The 18,538-nt window shown below is 71.1% G+C and carries 18 protein-coding genes; 1 reads left to right on the top strand and 17 read right to left on the bottom strand.

Going from position 1 to position 18,538, the window contains the following annotated elements:
- From JK359_RS26135 to pyrR, 13 genes are all read right to left on the bottom strand, one after another.
- Positions 1–294: S-adenosylmethionine synthetase N-terminal domain-containing protein (locus JK359_RS26135; RefSeq protein ID WP_307788283.1), on the bottom strand; the 294-nt coding region annotated here is incomplete at its 3' end.
- A 249-nt stretch (positions 295–543) separates the two neighbouring features.
- Entirely contained in the window at positions 544–1,746 is a 1,203-nt protein-coding gene (gene coaBC, locus JK359_RS26130; protein ID WP_201840415.1) for a bifunctional phosphopantothenoylcysteine decarboxylase/phosphopantothenate--cysteine ligase CoaBC, read from the bottom strand.
- A gap of 114 nt (positions 1,747–1,860) precedes the next feature.
- Positions 1,861–2,133, bottom strand: coding sequence for a DNA-directed RNA polymerase subunit omega (gene rpoZ / locus JK359_RS26125; RefSeq protein WP_005319902.1), 273 nt, complete (start codon positions 2,131–2,133; stop codon positions 1,861–1,863).
- Positions 2,134–2,186: 53 nt separating this feature from the next.
- Complete coding sequence (gene gmk, locus JK359_RS26120) at positions 2,187–2,780, bottom strand: guanylate kinase (RefSeq protein ID WP_201840414.1); 594 nt, start codon at positions 2,778–2,780, stop codon at positions 2,187–2,189.
- Positions 2,781–2,841: 61 nt separating this feature from the next.
- Complete coding sequence (locus tag JK359_RS26115; RefSeq protein WP_003977346.1) at positions 2,842–3,165, bottom strand: integration host factor; 324 nt, start codon at positions 3,163–3,165, stop codon at positions 2,842–2,844.
- A 299-nt stretch (positions 3,166–3,464) separates the two neighbouring features.
- Complete coding sequence (gene pyrF / locus JK359_RS26110) at positions 3,465–4,310, bottom strand: orotidine-5'-phosphate decarboxylase (protein ID WP_201840456.1); 846 nt, start codon at positions 4,308–4,310, stop codon at positions 3,465–3,467.
- Positions 4,311–4,315: 5 nt separating this feature from the next.
- Positions 4,316–5,422, bottom strand: a complete 1,107-nt coding sequence (locus tag JK359_RS26105; protein ID WP_201840412.1) for a quinone-dependent dihydroorotate dehydrogenase — start codon at positions 5,420–5,422, stop codon at positions 4,316–4,318.
- A 170-nt stretch (positions 5,423–5,592) separates the two neighbouring features.
- Positions 5,593–8,901 carry a carbamoyl-phosphate synthase large subunit gene (gene carB, locus JK359_RS26100; protein ID WP_201840410.1) on the bottom strand — a complete coding sequence of 1,103 codons (3,309 nt, stop codon included), beginning with the start codon at positions 8,899–8,901 and terminating at the stop codon, positions 5,593–5,595.
- A complete protein-coding gene (gene carA / locus JK359_RS26095) occupies positions 8,894–10,036 on the bottom strand; it encodes a glutamine-hydrolyzing carbamoyl-phosphate synthase small subunit (RefSeq protein ID WP_201840398.1) in 1,143 nt (380 codons plus the stop codon). Before carA ends, carB begins: the two co-directional genes overlap by 8 nt.
- A complete protein-coding gene (locus tag JK359_RS26090; protein ID WP_201840393.1) occupies positions 10,033–10,593 on the bottom strand; it encodes a PH-like domain-containing protein in 561 nt (186 codons plus the stop codon). Before JK359_RS26090 ends, carA begins: the two co-directional genes overlap by 4 nt.
- Positions 10,590–11,876 carry a dihydroorotase gene (locus tag JK359_RS26085; protein ID WP_201840391.1) on the bottom strand — a complete coding sequence of 429 codons (1,287 nt, stop codon included), beginning with the start codon at positions 11,874–11,876 and terminating at the stop codon, positions 10,590–10,592. Before JK359_RS26085 ends, JK359_RS26090 begins: the two co-directional genes overlap by 4 nt.
- A 3-nt stretch (positions 11,877–11,879) precedes the next feature.
- Positions 11,880–12,860, bottom strand: coding sequence for an aspartate carbamoyltransferase catalytic subunit (locus JK359_RS26080; protein ID WP_201840389.1), 981 nt, complete (start codon positions 12,858–12,860; stop codon positions 11,880–11,882).
- Positions 12,861–12,950: 90 nt separating this feature from the next.
- On the bottom strand, positions 12,951–13,520 hold the full coding sequence (gene pyrR / locus JK359_RS26075) for a bifunctional pyr operon transcriptional regulator/uracil phosphoribosyltransferase PyrR (RefSeq protein WP_201840387.1): 570 nt from the start codon (positions 13,518–13,520) through the stop codon (positions 12,951–12,953).
- A 251-nt stretch (positions 13,521–13,771) separates the two neighbouring features.
- Between pyrR and bldD the strand changes: the two genes are divergently transcribed.
- Positions 13,772–14,275: a transcriptional regulator BldD gene (bldD, locus tag JK359_RS26070; RefSeq protein ID WP_020938842.1), complete on the top strand. Its 504-nt coding sequence runs from the start codon at positions 13,772–13,774 to the stop codon at positions 14,273–14,275.
- 454 nt (positions 14,276–14,729) lie between these two features.
- Here the strand turns inward: bldD and nusB are convergent, their stop codons facing one another.
- From nusB to JK359_RS26050, 4 genes are all read right to left on the bottom strand, one after another.
- Complete coding sequence (gene nusB, locus JK359_RS26065; protein WP_201840384.1) at positions 14,730–15,158, bottom strand: transcription antitermination factor NusB; 429 nt, start codon at positions 15,156–15,158, stop codon at positions 14,730–14,732.
- Between the two features lie 2 nt (positions 15,159–15,160).
- On the bottom strand, positions 15,161–15,727 hold the full coding sequence (gene efp, locus JK359_RS26060) for an elongation factor P (RefSeq protein ID WP_201840382.1): 567 nt from the start codon (positions 15,725–15,727) through the stop codon (positions 15,161–15,163).
- Between the two features lie 44 nt (positions 15,728–15,771).
- The gene (locus tag JK359_RS26055) at positions 15,772–16,878 is read right to left on the bottom strand and encodes an aminopeptidase P family protein (RefSeq protein ID WP_201840380.1); all 1,107 of its coding nucleotides are present in this window, start codon (positions 16,876–16,878) and stop codon (positions 15,772–15,774) included.
- A gap of 380 nt (positions 16,879–17,258) precedes the next feature.
- A complete protein-coding gene (locus JK359_RS26050) occupies positions 17,259–18,374 on the bottom strand; it encodes an AAA family ATPase (protein ID WP_236678431.1) in 1,116 nt (371 codons plus the stop codon).
- Positions 18,375–18,538 lie beyond the last annotated feature (164 nt).

Below are 18,538 nucleotides of genomic sequence, written 5' to 3'. Positions count from 1 at the left end.
CGCGCCGATGGACACCGACACGCCGCAGGAGGCGCCGTCGAAGCCCTTCTTCGAGGAGTCGTAGCCGATCTCGAGGATCTTGTTGCGGACCAGGGTGGCGATGTCCGCGTAGGCCTTGGTCGTGACCTCGCCGGCCACGTGGACCAGGCCGGTGGTGATCAGGGTCTCGACCGCGACACGGGAGGTCGGGTCCTCGCGCAGAAGCGCGTCGAGAATGGTGTCGCTGATCTGGTCAGCGATCTTGTCGGGGTGACCCTCGGTCACGGACTCCGAGGTGAACAGGCGACGGGACACAACGCTCCCTGTGGTTGCAGCGGCTGCTGGCTGATCATTTGCGGACGACGCTGGGCTGCGCCTGGCGTCGTCCGTGAAACAGTTTATCGGTCGCACTCCGCCGACGGGCCACCGTCTCGCCTCTCGGGAGCGCTGTGACCTGCGGCACGGGCATTCTGCACAATGGCCGGCGGCCTTGGCCAGGGCCGCCACGCCCGTTTCGAGCCCGGCGCGAGCGGACGGAGAGTTCGCCCGTTCGCGTGCCGGACGCTAGTCCAGTCGTCCTACGACCAGGTCCCAGACCGTGTCGGCGAGGGCCTCCTTGGGGCCGTGCGGCACGGGGGTCTCGGTACCGTCCGAGCCCAGTACGACGGCCTCGTTCTCCTCCGCGCCGAAGGTCTTGCGCTCCCCGACCTCGTTGACCACCAGCAGGTCGCAGCCCTTGCGGGCGAGCTTGGCGCGGCCGTTGGCGAGGACGTCGTCGGTCTCGGCGGCGAAGCCGACGATCACCTGTCCGGGGCGCGCACGATCGGCCGAAATCTCCGCAAGAATGTCCGGATTTCGCAGCAGGATGATCGGATCCGGGTCCTTGCCGTCCTTCTTCTTGATCTTCCCGGCGGCGTAGGCGGCCGGCCGGAAGTCGGCGACGGCGGCGGCCATGACCACGGCGTCGGCGTCCGCGGCGGCCTTGAGGACGGCCTCGCGGAGCTGGACGGCCGTGCCGACCCGGACGACGTCCACACCCGCCGGGTCGGGCAGGCCCGCGTTGGCCGAGACCAGCGTCACCCGGGCGCCGCGGGCGGCGGCGGTGCGGGCGAGGGCGTAGCCCTGCTTGCCCGAGGAGCGGTTGCCGAGGAACCGGACCGGGTCCAGGGGTTCGCGGGTGCCGCCGGCGGAGACGACGACGTGCCGCCCGGCGAGGTCGGGCTCGGTGACGCCGCGGGCCAGCACCCGGCGGCACACCTCGAAGATCTCCGCCGGGTCGGGCAGCCGGCCCTTGCCGGTGTCGACGCCGGTGAGACGGCCGACGGCGGGCTCGATGACGACGGCGCCGCGGCGGCGCAGCGTGGCCACGTTCTCCTGGGTGGCCGGGTGCTCCCACATCTCGGTGTGCATCGCCGGGGCGAAGACGACCGGACAGCGGGCGGTGAGGAGCGTGTTGGTCAGCAGGTCGTCGGCGAGGCCGTGGGCGGCCTTGCCGAGCATGTCGGCGGTGGCCGGGGCCACGACGACCAGGTCGGCGTGCTGGCCGATGCGGACGTGCGGGACCTGGTGCACCTCGTCCCAGACCTCGGCGGAGACGGGGTTGCCGGACAGGGCCGACCAGGTGGCGGCGCCGACGAAGTGCAGCGCGGAGGCGGTGGGCACGACGCGCACGTCGTGTCCCGACTCCGTGAACCTTCTCAGCAGCTCACAGGCCTTGTAGGCGGCGATGCCCCCACTGACCCCCAGCACGACCCTCGGCTTGTCCACCGTGTCTCCCCGGACTCGAAAACGTACGACGAAACCGTACGACTCCATGACACACCACAGGCCCGGCAGCAGGACTGCCGGGCCTGTGGATAAGTCAACCGCAATCTGAAAGTACTACTGCGCCGGGCCCTCGATGGCCTCGGAGGTCAGCAGACCGGCGTTGATCTCGCGCAGCGCGATCGAGAGCGGCTTCTCGTGCACGTGGGTGTCGACGAGCGGACCGACGTACTCGAGGAGACCCTCACCGAGCTGCGAGTAGTACGCGTTGATCTGACGGGCACGCTTGGCCGCGTAGATCACGAGGCTGTACTTCGAGTCCGTGGCCTCGAGAAGCTCGTCGATCGGCGGGTTGATGATGCCCTCGGGCGCGGTGATGGAAGAGGACACGCTCTACCTTCCGATGGATGGGAAAGAATCAATCATCGTGATCAGAGTCACGATCACACAACGTCCATCAAGGCTAGCAGCTCACGAGCCACGTCCTCGACGGAGGTGTTGACCAAGGTCATGTCGAACTCCGGCTCGGCCGCCAGCTCGGTCCTGGCCGCCTCCAGGCGGCGCTCGATGACCTCGGGCGGCTCGGTCCCCCGGCCGGTGAGCCTGCGCACCAGCTCCTCCCAGGAGGGCGGAGCCAGGAACACCAGCTGGGCGTCGGACATCGACTCCCGGACCTGGCGAGCGCCCTGGAGGTCGATCTCCAGCAGTACGGGCTCGCCGTTCTCCAGCCGCTCCAGCACGGCCGCGCGGGGCGTGCCGTAGCGGTTGCCGGCGAACTCGGCCCACTCCAGCAGCTCGCCGTTGGCGATCAGCTTGTCCATCTCCTCGTCGGTGACGAAGAAGTAGTGGACTCCGTGCTGCTCACCGGGGCGCGGCTTGCGGGTGGTCGCCGACACGGAGAGCCAGACCTCGGGGTGTTCCTTGCGCATATGAGCGACGACCGTGCTCTTGCCGACCCCCGAGGGGCCGGAGAGCACGGTCAGCCGCGGACGTACGTCCGGGGGCTCGGGGGTCGTCCCCCGGAATGTTGCAGCCATGCAGCGATTATTCCAGCAATCCCGGAGTGCCCGGGACTCCCGGCCCGCCGGAGGGCCGGACTCAGGAGCCGGTGCTGCCGAACTCACGCTCCAGGGAGGCGATCTGGTTGGAACCGAGGCCGCGCACGCGGCGGCTCTCGGAGATGCCCAGACGCTCCATGATCTGCTTGGCGCGGACCTTGCCCACGCCCGGCAGGGACTCCAGCAGGGCGGAAACCTTCATCTTGCCGATGACGTCGTTTTCCTGGCCTTGCTTGATGACCTCATGCAGGGAGGCGCCGGAGTGCTTGAGTCGATTCTTGACCTCGGCCCGCTCCCGGCGAGCCGCGGCGGCCTTTTCGAGCGCGGCTGCGCGCTGTTCAGGGGTAAGGGGCGGAAGAGCCACGCCTACGTCACCTCGGATGTCGAACTGTCGGATACGGACCGGTGAGGAACCTAGTCGCCCCACACCTGGGGAGCCACGAGCAACACGCTGCCCGTCGTCCCCCACTGCCATGAAGGGCGTGGGAGGTGTCCCCACTGCTCGGAGACTAGCGGGCAAGTCCGCCAGAGTCAGCGAGAACAGAGGAAAAGTCCTGGTCAGCCTCCGTCAGGCCCGACATTTCAGACATAATGCCCTCGATTTGAGGATGTATTCACACTCAAGTCGGCGCGATACGGCTCCTCCGGGCGCATCGCCGGGGCTCAGGCACCGGCCACGGCCGCCCTGATCTCCTCCGCGAAGCGCTCCGCAGCTCCCCGCAGCGCTCCGACGTCGGGACCGTGACGCAGAACACCCCGGCTGACGTTGGGCACGACATTGCGGACGGCCGTCCCGAAGACCGCGGGAAGATCGGCCGGGGTGGCCCCCTGGGCCCCGATGCCGGGGGCCAGCAGCGGGCCGTTGATGTCCAGGTCGTACGAGGACAGGTCACCGAGCGTGGCGCCCACCACCGCGCCGAAGGAGCCCAGCGGCTCCTCCCCCGCGTTCTCGGCCGCCAGGTGGGCCAGCATGGTCGCCCCGATGTTCCGGCCGTCCGCGCGCACCGCGTGCTGCACCTCGCCGCCCTCCGGGTTGGAGGTCAGCGCGAGCACGAACAGGCCGGCACCGCTCTCCCGGGCCAGGGCCACGGCCGGGCTCAGCGAGCCGTAGCCGAGGTACGGCGAGACGGTCAGGGCGTCCGAGAACAGCGGGGCGTCCTTGTGCAGGAACGCCTCGGCGTAGGCGGCCATGGTCGAGCCGATGTCACCGCGCTTGGCGTCCGTCACGACCAGGGCGCCGGCCGCGCGCGCCTCCTGGACGGACTTCTCGAGGACGGCGAGGCCGCGCGAGCCGAACCGCTCGAAGAAGGCGCTCTGCGGCTTCAGGACGGCCACCCGGTCCGCCATGGCCTCGACGACCGTACGGCTGAACCGCTCCAGGCCGGCGACGTCGTCGTTCAGGCCCCACTCGGCGAGCAGGGAGGCGTGCGGGTCGATGCCGACGCACAGCGGGCCGCGCTCGTCCATGGCGCGGCGCAGCCGGGCACCGAACGGCTCCAGGGGGCTCAGGCTGGTCATCGGGACGTCCTCACGTCGGCGCCGACCGCGTCGGCGAGGGTGGCGTACGGGCTGTTGCGCAGGCGCGCGGCGAGACCCTTGTGGATCGCACGGCACCAGAAGGGGCCCTCGTAGATGAAGGCGCTGTACCCCTGCACCAGCGTGGCGCCGGCCAGGATGCGCTGCCAGGCGTCCTCGGCGGTCTCGACGCCGCCCACGCCCACCAGGGTGATCCGGTCGCCCACGCGCGCGTACAGGCGGCGCAGGACCTCCAGGGAGCGTGCCTTGAGCGGCGCACCGGACAGGCCGCCGGTCTCCTTCACCAGGGTGGGAGCGGACCGCAGTCCGAGGCCCTCGCGCGCGATGGTGGTGTTGGTGGCGATGATGCCGTCCAGGCCCAGTTCCACGGCGAGGTCGGCGACCGCGTCGATGTCCTCGTCGGCGAGGTCCGGGGCGATCTTCACCAGCAGCGGCACGCGCCGGTTCGCCACCGTGCGGTCGGCGGCCTCACGGACGGCGGCGAGCAGCGGGCGCAGGTGGTCCACCGCCTGCAGATTGCGCAGGCCCGGCGTGTTGGGCGAGGAGACGTTGACGACCAGGTAGTCCGCGTACGGCGCGAGGCGCTCGGCCGACTTCACGTAGTCGCCGACGGCCTCCGCCTCCGGGACGATCTTGGTCTTGCCGATGTTGACGCCGACGACGGTCCTGAAGACGGGCTCGCGGGTGGCCAGGCGGGCCGCCACGGTGAGCGAGCCGTCGTTGTTGAAGCCCATGCGGTTGATCAGCGCACGGTCCGCGACCAGCCGGAACAGCCGCTTCTTGGGGTTGCCGGGCTGCGGCTCCCCCGTCACGGTGCCGATCTCGACGTGGTCGAAGCCCAGCATCGACATCCCGTCGATGGCGACGGCGTTCTTGTCGAAGCCGGCGGCGAGCCCGAAGGGGCCGTGCATCCGCAGCCCGAAGGCCTCGGTGCGCAGCTCCTTGTGGCGGGGCGCGAGGGCGGCCGCGACGAACGTGCGCAGCACGGGGACGCGGGCGGCGAGGCGGATCCAGCGGAATGCCAGGTGGTGGGCGGCTTCCGGGTCCATCCGGCGGAAGACCAGCCGGAAGAAGAGGTGATACATGCAGGTGTCCTCACACGGAGGGGGGACACCGTTTCCGGAGTCCCCCCTCATAGGCGGCTGGGAACCCGCGCCCCCGAAGGGGCGCGGGGCGGCATGACATGCGGCTCCGCCGCGTGGCGCGACCGGCCACATGCGGCCCGCAGCTTTGCGTACGGCTTTCCGGCGAAGCCCTAGTCGCGGGCCGCCGTCAGGTGTTCCGCGTGTTCCTGGAGCGAGCGGACGCCCACGCCACCGTGGTTCAGCGCGTCGATGCCCTGGACGGCCGCCGCGAGCGCCTGGACGGTGGTCAGGCAGGGCACGGAGCGGGCCACCGCGGCCGTACGGATGTCGTAGCCGTCGAGGCGGCCACCGGTGCCGTACGGGGTGTTGACGATGAGGTCGACCTCGCCGTCGTGGATGAGCTGGACGATGGTCCGCTCGCCGTTCGGACCTGTGCCCTCGGACTGCTTGCGCACGACCGTGGCGTTGATGCCGTTGCGCTTGAGGACCTCGGCGGTACCGGAGGTGGCGAGCAGCTCGAAGCCGTGGGCGACCAGCTCGCGGGCCGGGAAGATCATCGAGCGCTTGTCGCGGTTGGCGACCGAGATGAACGCGCGGCCCTTGGTGGGCAGCGGGCCGTAGGCGCCGGCCTGCGACTTGGCGTACGCCGTGCCGAAGACGGAGTCGATGCCCATGACCTCGCCGGTGGAGCGCATCTCCGGGCCGAGGACGGTGTCGACGCCGCGGCCCTGGATGTCGCGGAAGCGCGACCAGGGCATCACGGCCTCCTTGACGGAGATCGGCGCGTCCAGCGGCAGCTCGCCGCCGTCGCCCGTCCGCGGCAGCAGGCCCTCGGCGCGCAGCTCGGCGATGGTCGCGCCGAGCGAGATGCGGGCGGCGGCCTTGGCGAGCGGCACCGCGGTCGCCTTCGAGGTGAAGGGGACGGTGCGGGAGGCGCGCGGGTTGGCCTCCAGGACGTAGAGGATGTCGCCGGCCATCGCGAACTGGATGTTGATCAGGCCGCGCACGCCGACGCCCTTGGCGATGGCCTCGGTGGAGGCGCGCAGGCGCTTGATGTCGAAGCCACCGAGGGTGATCGGGGGCAGGGCGCACGCCGAGTCGCCGGAGTGGATGCCGGCCTCCTCGATGTGCTCCATGACGCCGCCGAGGTACAGCTCCTCGCCGTCGTAGAGGGCGTCGACGTCGATCTCGATGGCGTCGTCCAGGAAGCGGTCGACGAGGACCGGCCGGGAGGGGCTGATCTCGGTCGACTCGGCGATGTAGGCGGCGAGGCGGGTCTCGTCGTAGACGATCTCCATGCCGCGTCCGCCGAGGACGTAGGAGGGCCGGACCAGGACCGGGTAGCCGATCTCGTCGGCGATGGCCTTGGCGCCCTGGAAGGTGGTGGCGGTGCCGTGCTTCGGGGCCGGCAGACCCGCCTCCTCCAGGACGCGGCCGAAGGCGCCGCGGTCCTCGGCCGCGTGGATGGCCTCGGGGGACGTGCCGACGACCGGCACGCCGTTGTCCTTCAGGGCCTGCGAGAGACCGAGCGGGGTCTGGCCGCCCAGCTGGACGATCACGCCCGCGATCGGGCCGGCCTGCTGCTCCGCGTGGACGATCTCCAGCACGTCCTCCAGCGTCAGCGGCTCGAAGTACAGGCGGTCGGAGGTGTCGTAGTCCGTGGAGACGGTCTCCGGGTTGCAGTTGACCATCACGGTCTCGTACCCGGCGTCGGACAGCGCGAAGGAGGCGTGGACGCAGGAGTAGTCGAACTCGATGCCCTGGCCGATGCGGTTCGGGCCGGAGCCCAGGATGATCACGGCGGGCTTCTCGCGGCGCGCGACCTCGGTCTCCTCGTCGTAGGAGGAGTAGAAGTACGGCGTCCTGGCGGCGAACTCGGCGGCGCAGGTGTCGACCGTCTTGTAGACCGGGCGGATGCCGAGGGCGTGCCGGACCTCGCGGACGACGTCCTCGCGCAGGCCGCGGATCTCACCGATCTGCTGGTCCGAGAAGCCGTGCCGCTTGGCCTCGGCGAGCAGGTCGGCGGTCAGCTCCGGGGCCCCGGCCAGCTCGTCCGCGATCTCCTTGATCAGGAAGAGCTGGTCCACGAACCAGGGGTCGATCTTCGTGTACTCGAAGACCTCCTCGGGCGTGGCGCCCGCGCGGATGGCCTGCATGACGGTGTTGACGCGGCCGTCGGTCGGACGCACGGCCTCGCGCAGCAGGGCTTCCTTGTCCCCCGTCTCGCCGGTGAAGGTGAACTGGCTGCCCTTCTTCTCCAGCGAGCGCAGCGCCTTCTGGAAGGCCTCGGGGAAGTTGCGGCCGATGGCCATGGCCTCGCCGACCGACTTCATGGTCGTGGTCAGCGTGGAGTCGGCCTGCGGGAACTTCTCGAAGGCGAACCGCGGCGCCTTGACGACCACGTAGTCGAGCGTGGGCTCGAAGGAGGCCGGGGTCTCCTGGGTGATGTCGTTGGGGATCTCGTCCAGCGTGTAGCCGACGGCCAGCTTGGCGGCGATCTTGGCGATCGGGAAGCCGGTGGCCTTGGAGGCGAGGGCCGAGGAGCGCGACACGCGGGGGTTCATCTCGATGACGATCACGCGACCGTCCTCGGGGTTCACCGCGAACTGGATGTTGCAGCCGCCGGTGTCGACGCCGACTTCGCGGATGATCGCGATGCCGACGTCGCGCAGCACCTGGTACTCGCGGTCGGTCAGCGTCATCGCGGGCGCGACGGTGATCGAGTCACCGGTGTGCACGCCCATGGGGTCGAAGTTCTCGATGGAGCAGACGACCACGACGTTGTCGTGCTTGTCGCGCATCAGCTCCAGCTCGTACTCCTTCCAGCCGAGGATGGACTCCTCCAGGAGCACCTCGGTGGTCGGGGAGAGCGTGAGGCCCTGCCCGGCGATGCGGCGCAGCTCCTCCTCGTCGTGCGCGAAGCCGGAGCCGGCGCCGCCCATGGTGAAGGACGGGCGGACGACGACCGGGTAGCCGCCGAGGGTGTCGACGCCCTTGAGGACGTCGTCCATCGAGTGGCAGATGACCGAGCGGGCGGACTCGCCGTGTCCGGTCTTCCTGCGGACCTCCTCCACGACGTCCTTGAACAGGTCGCGGTCCTCGCCCTTGTGGATGGCCTCGGGCTTGGCGCCGATCAGCTCGACGCCGTACTTCTCCAGGACACCGTTCTCGTGCAGCGAGATGGCGGTGTTCAGGGCCGTCTGGCCGCCCAGGGTGGGCAGCAGGGCGTCGGGGCGCTCCTTGGCGATGATCTTCTCGACGAACTCGGGGGTGATCGGCTCGACGTAGGTGGCGTCGGCGATCTCCGGGTCGGTCATGATCGTCGCCGGGTTGGAGTTGACGAGGACGACACGCAGGCCCTCGGCCTTGAGCACCCGGCAGGCCTGGGTGCCGGAGTAGTCGAACTCGGCGGCCTGGCCGATGACGATCGGGCCGGAGCCGATGACCAGGACGGACTGGATATCGGTGCGCTTAGGCACGCTGGCCCTCCATCAGGGAAACGAAGCGGTCGAACAGGTAGGCGGCGTCGTGCGGGCCGGCTGCCGCTTCCGGGTGGTACTGGACGGAGAAGGCGGGCTGGTCGAGCAGCTGCAGCCCCTCCACGACGTCGTCGTTCAGGCAGACGTGCGAGACCTCGGCGCGGCCGAACTTGGTCTCGCTGACCTTGTCGAGGGGCGCGTCCACGGCGAAGCCGTGGTTGTGCGCGGTGACCTCGACCTTGCCGGTCGTACGGTCCTGGACCGGCTGGTTGATGCCGCGGTGGCCGTACTTCAGCTTGTAGGTGCCGAAGCCGAGGGCGCGGCCGAGGATCTGGTTGCCGAAGCAGATGCCGAACAGCGGCGTCCTGCGTTCCAGGACGGCGGTCATCAGTGCGACCGGGCCGTCGGCGGTGGCCGGGTCGCCGGGGCCGTTGGAGAAGAACACGCCGTCCGGGTCGACGGCGTAGATGTCGTCGGCCGTGGCTGTGGCGGGCAGGACGTGCACCTCGATGCCGCGCTCGGCCATGCGGTGCGGGGTCATGCCCTTGATGCCGAGGTCGACGGCGGCGACCGTGAAGCGCTTCTCGCCGACGGCCGGGACGACGTACGCCTCCTTGGTCGCGACCTCCTCGTAGAGGCTCGCGCCCTTCATGTGCGGCTGGGCCTGTACGCGTTCCAGCAGCTCGGACTCCGCGGCGATCGCCTCGCCGGAGAAGATTCCGGCGCGCATCGAGCCGCGCTCGCGCAGGTGGCGGGTGAGGGCGCGGGTGTCGATGCCGGAGATGCCGACCACGCCCTGCCGCTCCAGCTCGTCGTCCAGGGAGCGCTTGGCCCGCCAGTTCGACGGCACCCGCGCGGGGTCGCGGACGACGTAGCCGGAGACCCAGATGCGGCTCGACTCGTCGTCCTCGTCGTTCCAGCCGGTGTTGCCGATCTGCGGGGCGGTCGCGACGACGATCTGGCGGTCGTACGACGGGTCGGTGAGGGTCTCCTGGTAGCCGGTCATGCCGGTGGAGAACACGGCCTCGCCGAAGGTCTCCCCCACGGCCCCGTAGGCGCGGCCGCGGAAGGTGCGGCCGTCCTCCAGGACGAGTACGGCGGGAACCTTGGCAGCTCCCCTGGTGGAGGTCGTCATCGTGCGCCTTCCGTGTCGTCGATCATGTGGTTCAGGGTGTCGACCCATGCGCTGTGCTCGGCCGAGTGGTCGGAGCGGAAGCCGGAGTCGATCAGTTTGTCGCCGTGGGCCCAGGTCACCACCAGCAGTCCGCCCTCGGTGAGGACCTTGCCGGCGATGCCCTTGTCCAGGCGGGCGCCGCGCAGTGCGGCGGTGGGGACGAAGAAGTCGGTCGCCCCGGGGCGCTCGACCTCCAAGCCCTCGTCGGTCAGGGTGAGCTGGGCCCGGCTGCGGGTGCCGAGACCGTGGGCCACGATGCGGTCCAGCCACTGCCCGGCGGTGGTGGAGCCGTGGTAGCGGCCGCTCATGCTCAGTCTGGCCGGGCCGGTCTCCTCCGGCGCGCTGGGCAGCGCCGGCAGGTCGCCCTGAAGGGTGCCGCGCCACTTCCAGCCCTCGCGCATCAGCCAGTAGACGAGCGCGATGAAGAGGGCGAGTCCGACGAGCCAGCCGATCCGTCCGGGCCAGTTGGTGACCTCGGCCGACTCATGGGCCTCGGCCAGCAGGATTACAGGTGTCACGTGAGCTTCCCGTCGACGAGCGTGGCCTTGCCCCGCAGCCACGTGTGCGTCACACGGCCCGGCAGCTCACGCCCCTGGTACGGGGTGTTGCGGCTGCGCGAGGCGAAGCCCGCGGGGTCCACCTGGCCACGGTATGCCGTGTCGACGAGGGTGAGGTTGGCGGGCTCACCAGCCGAGACGGGACGGCCGTGCCCGGTGGCCTGTCCGATCTGCGCGGGCTTGAAGGACATCCGGTCGGCGACGCCGGCCCAGTCCAGCAGGCCCGTGTCGACCATGGTCTCCTGGACCACCGACAACGCGGTCTCCAGCCCGACCATGCCCATGGCGGCGGCGGCCCACTCGCAGTCCTTGTCCTCGTGCGGGTGCGGGGCGTGGTCGGTGGCGACGATGTCGATCGTGCCGTCGGCGAGCGCCTCGCGCAGGGCGCGCACGTCCCGCTCGGTGCGCAGCGGCGGGTTGACCTTGTAGACGGGGTTGTACGTGCGCACCAGCTCGTCGGTGAGGAGCAGGTGGTGCGGGGTGACCTCGGCGGTGACCCGGATGCCGCGGGACTTGGCCCAGCGGACGATCTCGACGCTGCCCGCGGTCGACAGGTGGCAGATGTGGACGCGGGAGCCGACGTGCTCTGCGAGCAGCACGTCCCGGGCGATGACCGACTCCTCGGCGACGGCCGGCCAGCCGCCCAGGCCCAGCTCGGCGGAGACGACGCCCTCGTTCATCTGGGCGCCCTCGGTCAGCCGCGGCTCCTGCGCGTGCTGGGCGACGACACCGCCGAACGCCTTCACGTACTCCAGCGCGCGGCGCATGATCACGGCGTCGTCCACGCACTTGCCGTCGTCGGAGAAGACGGTGACGCCGGCGGCGGACTCGTGCATGGCGCCCAGCTCGGCGAGCTTCCTGCCCTCCAGGCCGACGGTGACGGCGCCGATGGGCTGCACGTCGCAGTAGCCGTGCTCCTTGCCGAGCCGCCAGACCTGCTCGACCACGCCGGCGGTGTCGGCGACCGGGAAGGTGTTGGCCATGGCGAAGACGGCCGTGTAACCGCCGCTCGCCGCCGCGCGGGTGCCGGTCAGGACGGTCTCGGAGTCCTCGCGGCCCGGCTCGCGCAGGTGGGTGTGCAGGTCGACCAGGCCCGGCAGCAGCACCTTGCCGCCGGCCTCGACGATCTCGGCGTCCTCCGCGCTGAGGCCCGTGCCCACCTCGGCGATGGTCTCGCCGTCGATGAGCACGTCCTGCGGCTCACCACCGAGCACCTTCGCACCACGGATCAGGATCTTGCTCATGTCTTACTTCTCCTCGGTGGTACGGGCGTGGGTGAGGGCGGGTTCGTTGCCGCCGAGCAACAGGTACAGGACGGCCATCCGGATGGAGACGCCGTTGGCGACCTGCTCGACGGCGGTGCAGCGGTCGGAGTCGGCGACCTCGGCGGTGATCTCCATGCCGCGGACCATCGGGCCGGGGTGCATCACGATGGCGTGCTCGGGCAGCTTGGCCATGCGGTCGCCGTCGAGGCCGTAGCGCCGCGAGTACTCGCGCTCGGTCGGGAAGAAGGCGGCGTTCATGCGCTCGCGCTGCACGCGGAGCATCATCACGGCGTCGCACTTGGGCAGGGTGCTGTCGAGGTCGTAGGAGACCGAGCAGGGCCAGGACTCGATGCCGACCGGCAGCAGGGTGGGCGGGGCGACCAGGGTGACCTCGGCGCCGAGGGTGTGGAGCAGGTCGACGTTGGAGCGGGCGACCCGGCTGTGCAGGACGTCGCCGACGATGGTGATCCGCCTGCCGGACAGGTCCTGGCCGAGCCCGGCGTCCCGGCCGACGAGCCGGCGGCGCATCGTGAAGGCGTCCAGCAGGGCCTGGGTGGGGTGCTGGTGGGTGCCGTCGCCGGCGTTGACGACGGCGGCGTCGATCCAGCCGGAGTTGGCCAGGCGGTACGGGGCTCCGGAGGCGCCGTGCCGGATGACCACGGCGTCGACGCCCATGGCCTCCAGCGTCTGGGCGGTGTCCTTCAGGGACTCGCCCTTGGACACCGACGAGCCCTTGGCGGAGAAGTTGATGACGTCGGCGGACAGGCGCTTCTCGGCGGCTTCGAAGGAGATGCGCGTGCGCGTGGAGTCCTCGAAGAAGAGGTTGACGATCGTCCGGCCGCGCAGGGTCGGCAGCTTTTTGATCGGCCGGTCGGCGACCCGGGCCATCTCCTCGGCGGTGTCGAGGATCAGGACGGCGTCGTCGCGGGTGAGGTCGGCGGCCGAGATGAGATGACGCTGCATCTGTCAGGCTCCGTAAGGCAGTTCATTCGGGAGGATTCGGGCAGATCAGTGCATGGGTGGGCACGCCGCAGCGGCCCGGTGCCTGATGTGCTACTGGCCGGCCTTCACACCGAGCAGCACGGTGTCGCGACCGTCTTCCTCGGTGAGCTGGACCTTGACCGTCTCCCGCAGCGACGTGGGGAGGTTCTTGCCGACGTAGTCGGCGCGGATGGGCAGTTCGCGGTGGCCGCGGTCGACCAGGACGGCGAGCTGCACCGCGCGCGGGCGCCCGATGTCGTTCAGGGCGTCGAGGGCGGCGCGGATGGTGCGGCCGGAGAAGAGCACGTCGTCGACGAGGACGACCAGCTTGCCGTCGACACCGTCACCCGGGATCTCGGTGCGGGCCAGCGCGCGCGGAGGGTGCAGGCGCAGGTCGTCGCGGTACATGGTGATGTCGAGCGAGCCGACCGGGACCTTGCGGTCGGTGACCTGCTGCAGCTTGACGGCGAGCCGCTGGGCGAGGAAGACGCCCCGGGTCGGAATGCCGAGGAGCACCACGTCGTCGGCGCCCTTGGCGCGTTCGACGATCTCGTGGGCGATACGGGTGAGCACCCGCGCGATGTCAGGACCCTCGAGTACGGGCCGGGCATCGGACGCATGCAGGTTCGCGTGCTTGTCCATACGAAACGGACCCCCTTCTCCGCCTCACGGGACGGATCTTAAAGGACGTCGGAATTGCGCCATCCACCGTAGCAGGTCATCGGGCGGTCCCGATCACCCCCTCGGCGTAACAGGCCACCACTACCACGGAAGAGTCGGTGTGGACCATTCGGCTTGACGCATGAGAGTCACGCTGCGTAACCTCACAGTGAGTTACCAGCCGCGCGGCGGGAAGACAGCCGGCCGCGTCGACACAGTGTCCGGGGAGCTATATGTCCAGCGAATACGCCAAACAGCTCGGGGCCAAGCTCCGGGCCATCCGCACCCAGCAGGGCCTTTCCCTCCACGGTGTCGAGGAGAAGTCCCAGGGTCGCTGGAAGGCCGTGGTGGTGGGCTCGTACGAGCGCGGCGACCGTGCCGTGACCGTGCAGCGCCTTGCCGAGCTGGCCGATTTCTATGGCGTCCCCGTGCAGGAGCTGCTGCCGGGCACCACGCCGGGCGGCGCCGCCGAGCCGCCGCCGAAGCTGGTCCTGGACCTGGAGCGGCTCGCCACGGTGCCCGCCGAGAAGGCGGGCCCCCTGCAGCGGTACGCCGCGACGATCCAGTCCCAGCGCGGTGACTACAACGGCAAGGTGCTGTCGATCCGCCAGGACGACCTGCGCACACTCGCCGTCATCTACGACCAGTCCCCCTCGGTCCTCACCGAGCAGCTGATCAGCTGGGGCGTCCTGGACGCGGACGCGCGTCGCGCGGTGGCCACGCACGAAGACGCGTAACCTCCCCGGGCAAGCTCAGCAGAAACGTGCCGCCGGGGTGGCCGGAACTCTACGGTTCCGGCCACCCCGGCGGTTTTGCACGACGCCTGCGCACCCGGACCCGCCCAAGGAAGGCCCACAAGCCCGAAGGGGCACCGCTTCCCGGTCACGAAGGCATACGAGCCCGAGGGGCACCGCTTCCCGCCTCAGGAAGGCGCACAGGCCCCTGGGGGCACCGCTTCCCGGCACGGTCAACGGAGAACACCGAAGGGGCGCCGCTTGCGGGCACCGGCGACGCAGAACGCGAAGGGGCGCCGCTTGCGGGCACCGGCGACGCAGAACGCGAAGGGGCGCCACTCAGGGGCACCAGTCGGCGTCAACGCCAAAGGGGCGCGGGGAACTGCGCGAGCAGCCACGGACGGCCCGCAGCCGCCGTACTGCCGCAGTTCCACGGCGCCCCTCTTCTCCGGGCGGTTCAGCCCCGCCGCAGCGTCGGCTTGAGTTCCTTCAGCCGGCCCAGCAGCCCGTTGACGAACGAGGGCGACTCGTCGGTCGAGAACTCCTTCGCCAGCTGCACCATCTCGTCCAGGACGACGGCGTCCGGGGTCTCGTCGACCCAGATCAGCTCGTACGCCCCCAGCCGGAGGATGTTGCGGTCGACGACCGGCATCCGGTCGAGCGTCCACCCCACCGCGTACTGGGAGATCAGCTCGTCGATGCGCGTCGCGTGCTGCGCGTACCCCTCGACCAGCTGCATCGTGTACTCGCTGACCGGGGGCTGCCGGGTGTCGGACCGGGAGAGCCGGATCCAGTCCGCGAGGACCGTCAGGACGTCGGCGCCGCGCTGGTCGCCCTCGAAGAGGATCTGGAAGGCGCGCTTGCGGGCCGTGTTGCGGGCAGCCACGGTTAGCTGTTCACCCGGCCGAGGTAGTCGCTGGTACGGGTGTCGACCTTGATCTTCTCGCCGGTGGTGATGAAGAGCGGGACCTGGATCTGGTGGCCGGTCTCCAGGGTGGCGGGCTTGGTGCCACCGGTGGAGCGGTCGCCCTGGACGCCCGGCTCGGTCTCGGCGATGGTCAGCTCGACGGCGGCGGGCAGGTCGACGAAGAGAACCTCGCCCTCGTGCTGCGCGACGGTGGCCGTGAAGCCCTCGATGAGGAAGTTGGCGGCGTCACCGACGGCCTTGCGGTCGATGTGCAGCTGGTCGTAGGTCTCCATGTCCATGAAGACGAAGTACTCGCCGTCCATGTACGAGAACTGCATGTCGCGCTTGTCGACAGTGGCCGTCTCGACCTTGACGCCGGCGTTGAAGGTCTTGTCGACCACCTTGCCGGAGAGCACGTTCTTGAGCTTGGTGCGCACGAAGGCCGGGCCCTTGCCGGGCTTGACGTGCTGGAACTCGACGACGGACCAGAGCTGGCCGCCTTCGAGCTTGAGCACCATGCCGTTCTTGAGGTCGTTCGTGGAAGCCACGGTTGCGGAATCTCCTGGACTGACGTACGACCCTGGGTCACGCGCTACAGCGCGAGCAGCTCCTTGGTCGTGATGGTGAGTAGCTCGGGTCCGCCGTCCGCCTCGGGGCGCACGACGAGCGTGTCATCGATCCGGACACCGCCCCGGCCCGGGAGGTGAACCCCCGGTTCGACGGTGACCGGCACGCAAGCGTCCAGTTTACCCATGGCCGCGGGCGCCAACTGCGGGTCCTCGTCGATTTCGAGTCCGACGCCGTGTCCGGTGAGCGGTGGCAGCGCTTCCGCATAGCCCGCGGCGTCCAGCACCTGGCGGGCCGCGCGGTCCACGTCGCGGTAGGCGGCACCGGGTGCCAGGGACTCACGTCCGGCGCGCTGGGCCGCGAAGACCAGGTCGTACAGCTGGATCTGCCAGTCGGCGGGTGAGGTGCCGATGACGAAGGTACGGCCGATCTCGCAGCGGTACCCGCGGTAGGTGGCGCCGAGGCACACGGAGAGGAAGTCGCCCTCCTCCACGCGCCGGTCGGTGGGGCGGTGACCGCGCCGGCCGGCGTGCGGGCCGGTGGCCACGGAGGTGGGGAAGGCCGCTCCGTCGGCGCCGTGGTCGACCAGGCGCCGCTCCAGTTCCAGCGCGAGGTGCCGCTCGGTGCGGCCGACCAGGATGGACTCCAGCAGCTCGCCGAGTGCCTGGTCGGCGATCTCGGCACCGATGCGCAGGCAGGAGATCTCCTCCTCGTCCTTGACCACCCGGAGCTGTTCCACGGCGCCACCGAGGTCGGTGAGGCGGAGCCGCGGGACGACCGAGGTCAGCGCCCGGTGCCGGGCCACCGTGAGGTGGTGTTCCTCCACGGCCAGGGAATCGGCGCCCTGGGCCGCGGCGAGGCCGGCCGCGGCGACCGCCGGGTCGCCGCCGGGCGCCGGGAGGACGTGCAGGCGCAGGTTCTCGTCCGGCCGGCCGTCGTAGGGACGGTCCTCGAGCGGGCCGGCACAGACGAGCATGTCTTCGCTCTTGCCGAGGAGCAGGACGGAGCCCTGCGGGGCTGCGGCGGCGAGGTAGCGCACATTGGCGGGGCGGGTGACGAGCGCTGCCGCGGTACCCGCCGCGTTGACGTGGTCCCTCAGCCGGGATCGGCGGTTCGCGTACACCTCTGACATGAGATGAGCGTAGGAGTTTTGTGCCGGTTGTGCCGATTTGTGGAGGGCCGAGTGGGGCTTGCAGGGCGCGGCACGGCCGTTTTCCGGGCGCGGGTGGGGCGGAGAGCCCGGCAGGGGTGAGGCCGGGGGCGGGCGCAGGTGGGGTCGGGGGGCGCGGGCGCGGGTGAAGCGGGGTTCAGGCGCAGACGGTGCGGAAGGCGGGCGCAGGTCGAGCGGGGGGCGCAGGTGAAGCGGGGGGCGGACACAGGCAGCGCGAGAGCCGGGTGCAGGTCGAGCCGGACACGCAGGTGAAGCGGGGGCGGACACAGGCGGCGCGAGAGTCGGGCTCAGGGCGCGGTTCCTCGCGGCAGCCGGTGGAGCCGCGGTGCCTCCCGCCCCCGCTACCAGCTCGGCGGGCTCGCGATCGCCCTCGCCAGGACCTCGTCCAGGACGCGGGCCGTGCCGGGGACGTCCAGCTGGGAGTTGTCGATGATCGGGAGGCCCGAGCCGTACCAGCCGGCCATCCGGCCGTGGATGCGGGCCACCTCCTCGTCGCTGAGGCGACGGTTGCCGCTGCGCTCGGCGTTGCGCTCCAGGACGATGTCCAGGCCCGGGAGGAGGACGACCGGGAGCAGTCCCGGCCCCACGTGCCGCTTCCAGCCGCCGAGGCCGACGACCGGACGGTCCGGGAAGACGGCGTCGTCCAGGATGCAGGAGATGCCGTTGGCCAGGAAGTTCCGGGCGGCGAAGCCGCAGGTCCGGCGGGCCAGACGGTACTGCGCCTCGGAGTTGTCGTTCCAGCCGGACTGAGGGTCGGCGAAGCCCGAGCGGACCCATTCGCGCACGTCGTCCAGGCTGATGTGGGCGGTGGGGACGCGGCGGTGGTCCGCCCAGTACTTGGCGACGCTGGTCTTGCCCGCGCCGGCCGGGCCGATGAGCAGGACGGCGAGGGTGGTGGTCGTCGGGTCCGGGACGGGAGCCGCGGCGGGGGGTGCCGTGGGCACGCCGACCGGGCCGCCGGGTGGCAGGGGGACGTGTCCGGTGGTATCGGGCACGGGCGGGGCGCTGTGCTGCGGGGCCGCGGGCGGCGGCACCGGGCCGGAGGAGGCCGGGGGCTGCTGCGGAGCCGCCGGCGCGGGCCCGGCCGTGGCCGGGAAGCCGGGCGCCGGGTGCGGCGGGGCCGCGGGGGCGGGCCCCTGAGTGGACCCCGGGTGCGGCGGGGGCACCGGAGCGGACCCCCCGGCGGCTCCCGGATGCGGCGGGGGCACCGGAGCGGACCCCTGGGCGGCTCCCGGGTGCGGCGGGGGCACCGGAGCGGACCCCTGGGCGGCTCCCGGGTGCGGCGGGGGCACCGGAGCGGACCCCTGGGCGGCTCCCGGATGCGGCGGGGGCACGGGAGCGGATCCGCCGGCGGCTCCCGGGTGCGGGGCCGGGTGGTGTGCGGCCGGCGCCCAGCCGGCGTGCGGCCCCTGCCCCGGCAGGTGGGGCGGCAGCGGTGATCCCACTGCGTGCTGCATCCGTTGCCACTCCGTCTCGTCGTCTCGCGGCCCGATCGCCGCCGGGGACGCCCGCGTCGGTGACGGCGGCTCAGTCGCGCTCGGTCCCTTCCGGGCCTCCGCGCGGCCGGCCCCGGGACGCCGACGCACCCCTCCGCCCCACGTGCCGCAGGCAATTGGCGCAG

The sequence above is a fragment of the Streptomyces actinomycinicus genome (assembly GCF_016741775.1).
Classification (GTDB): Bacteria; Actinomycetota; Actinomycetes; order Streptomycetales; family Streptomycetaceae; genus Streptomyces; species Streptomyces actinomycinicus.
This window is presented reverse-complemented; position numbering and strand designations above follow the sequence as displayed.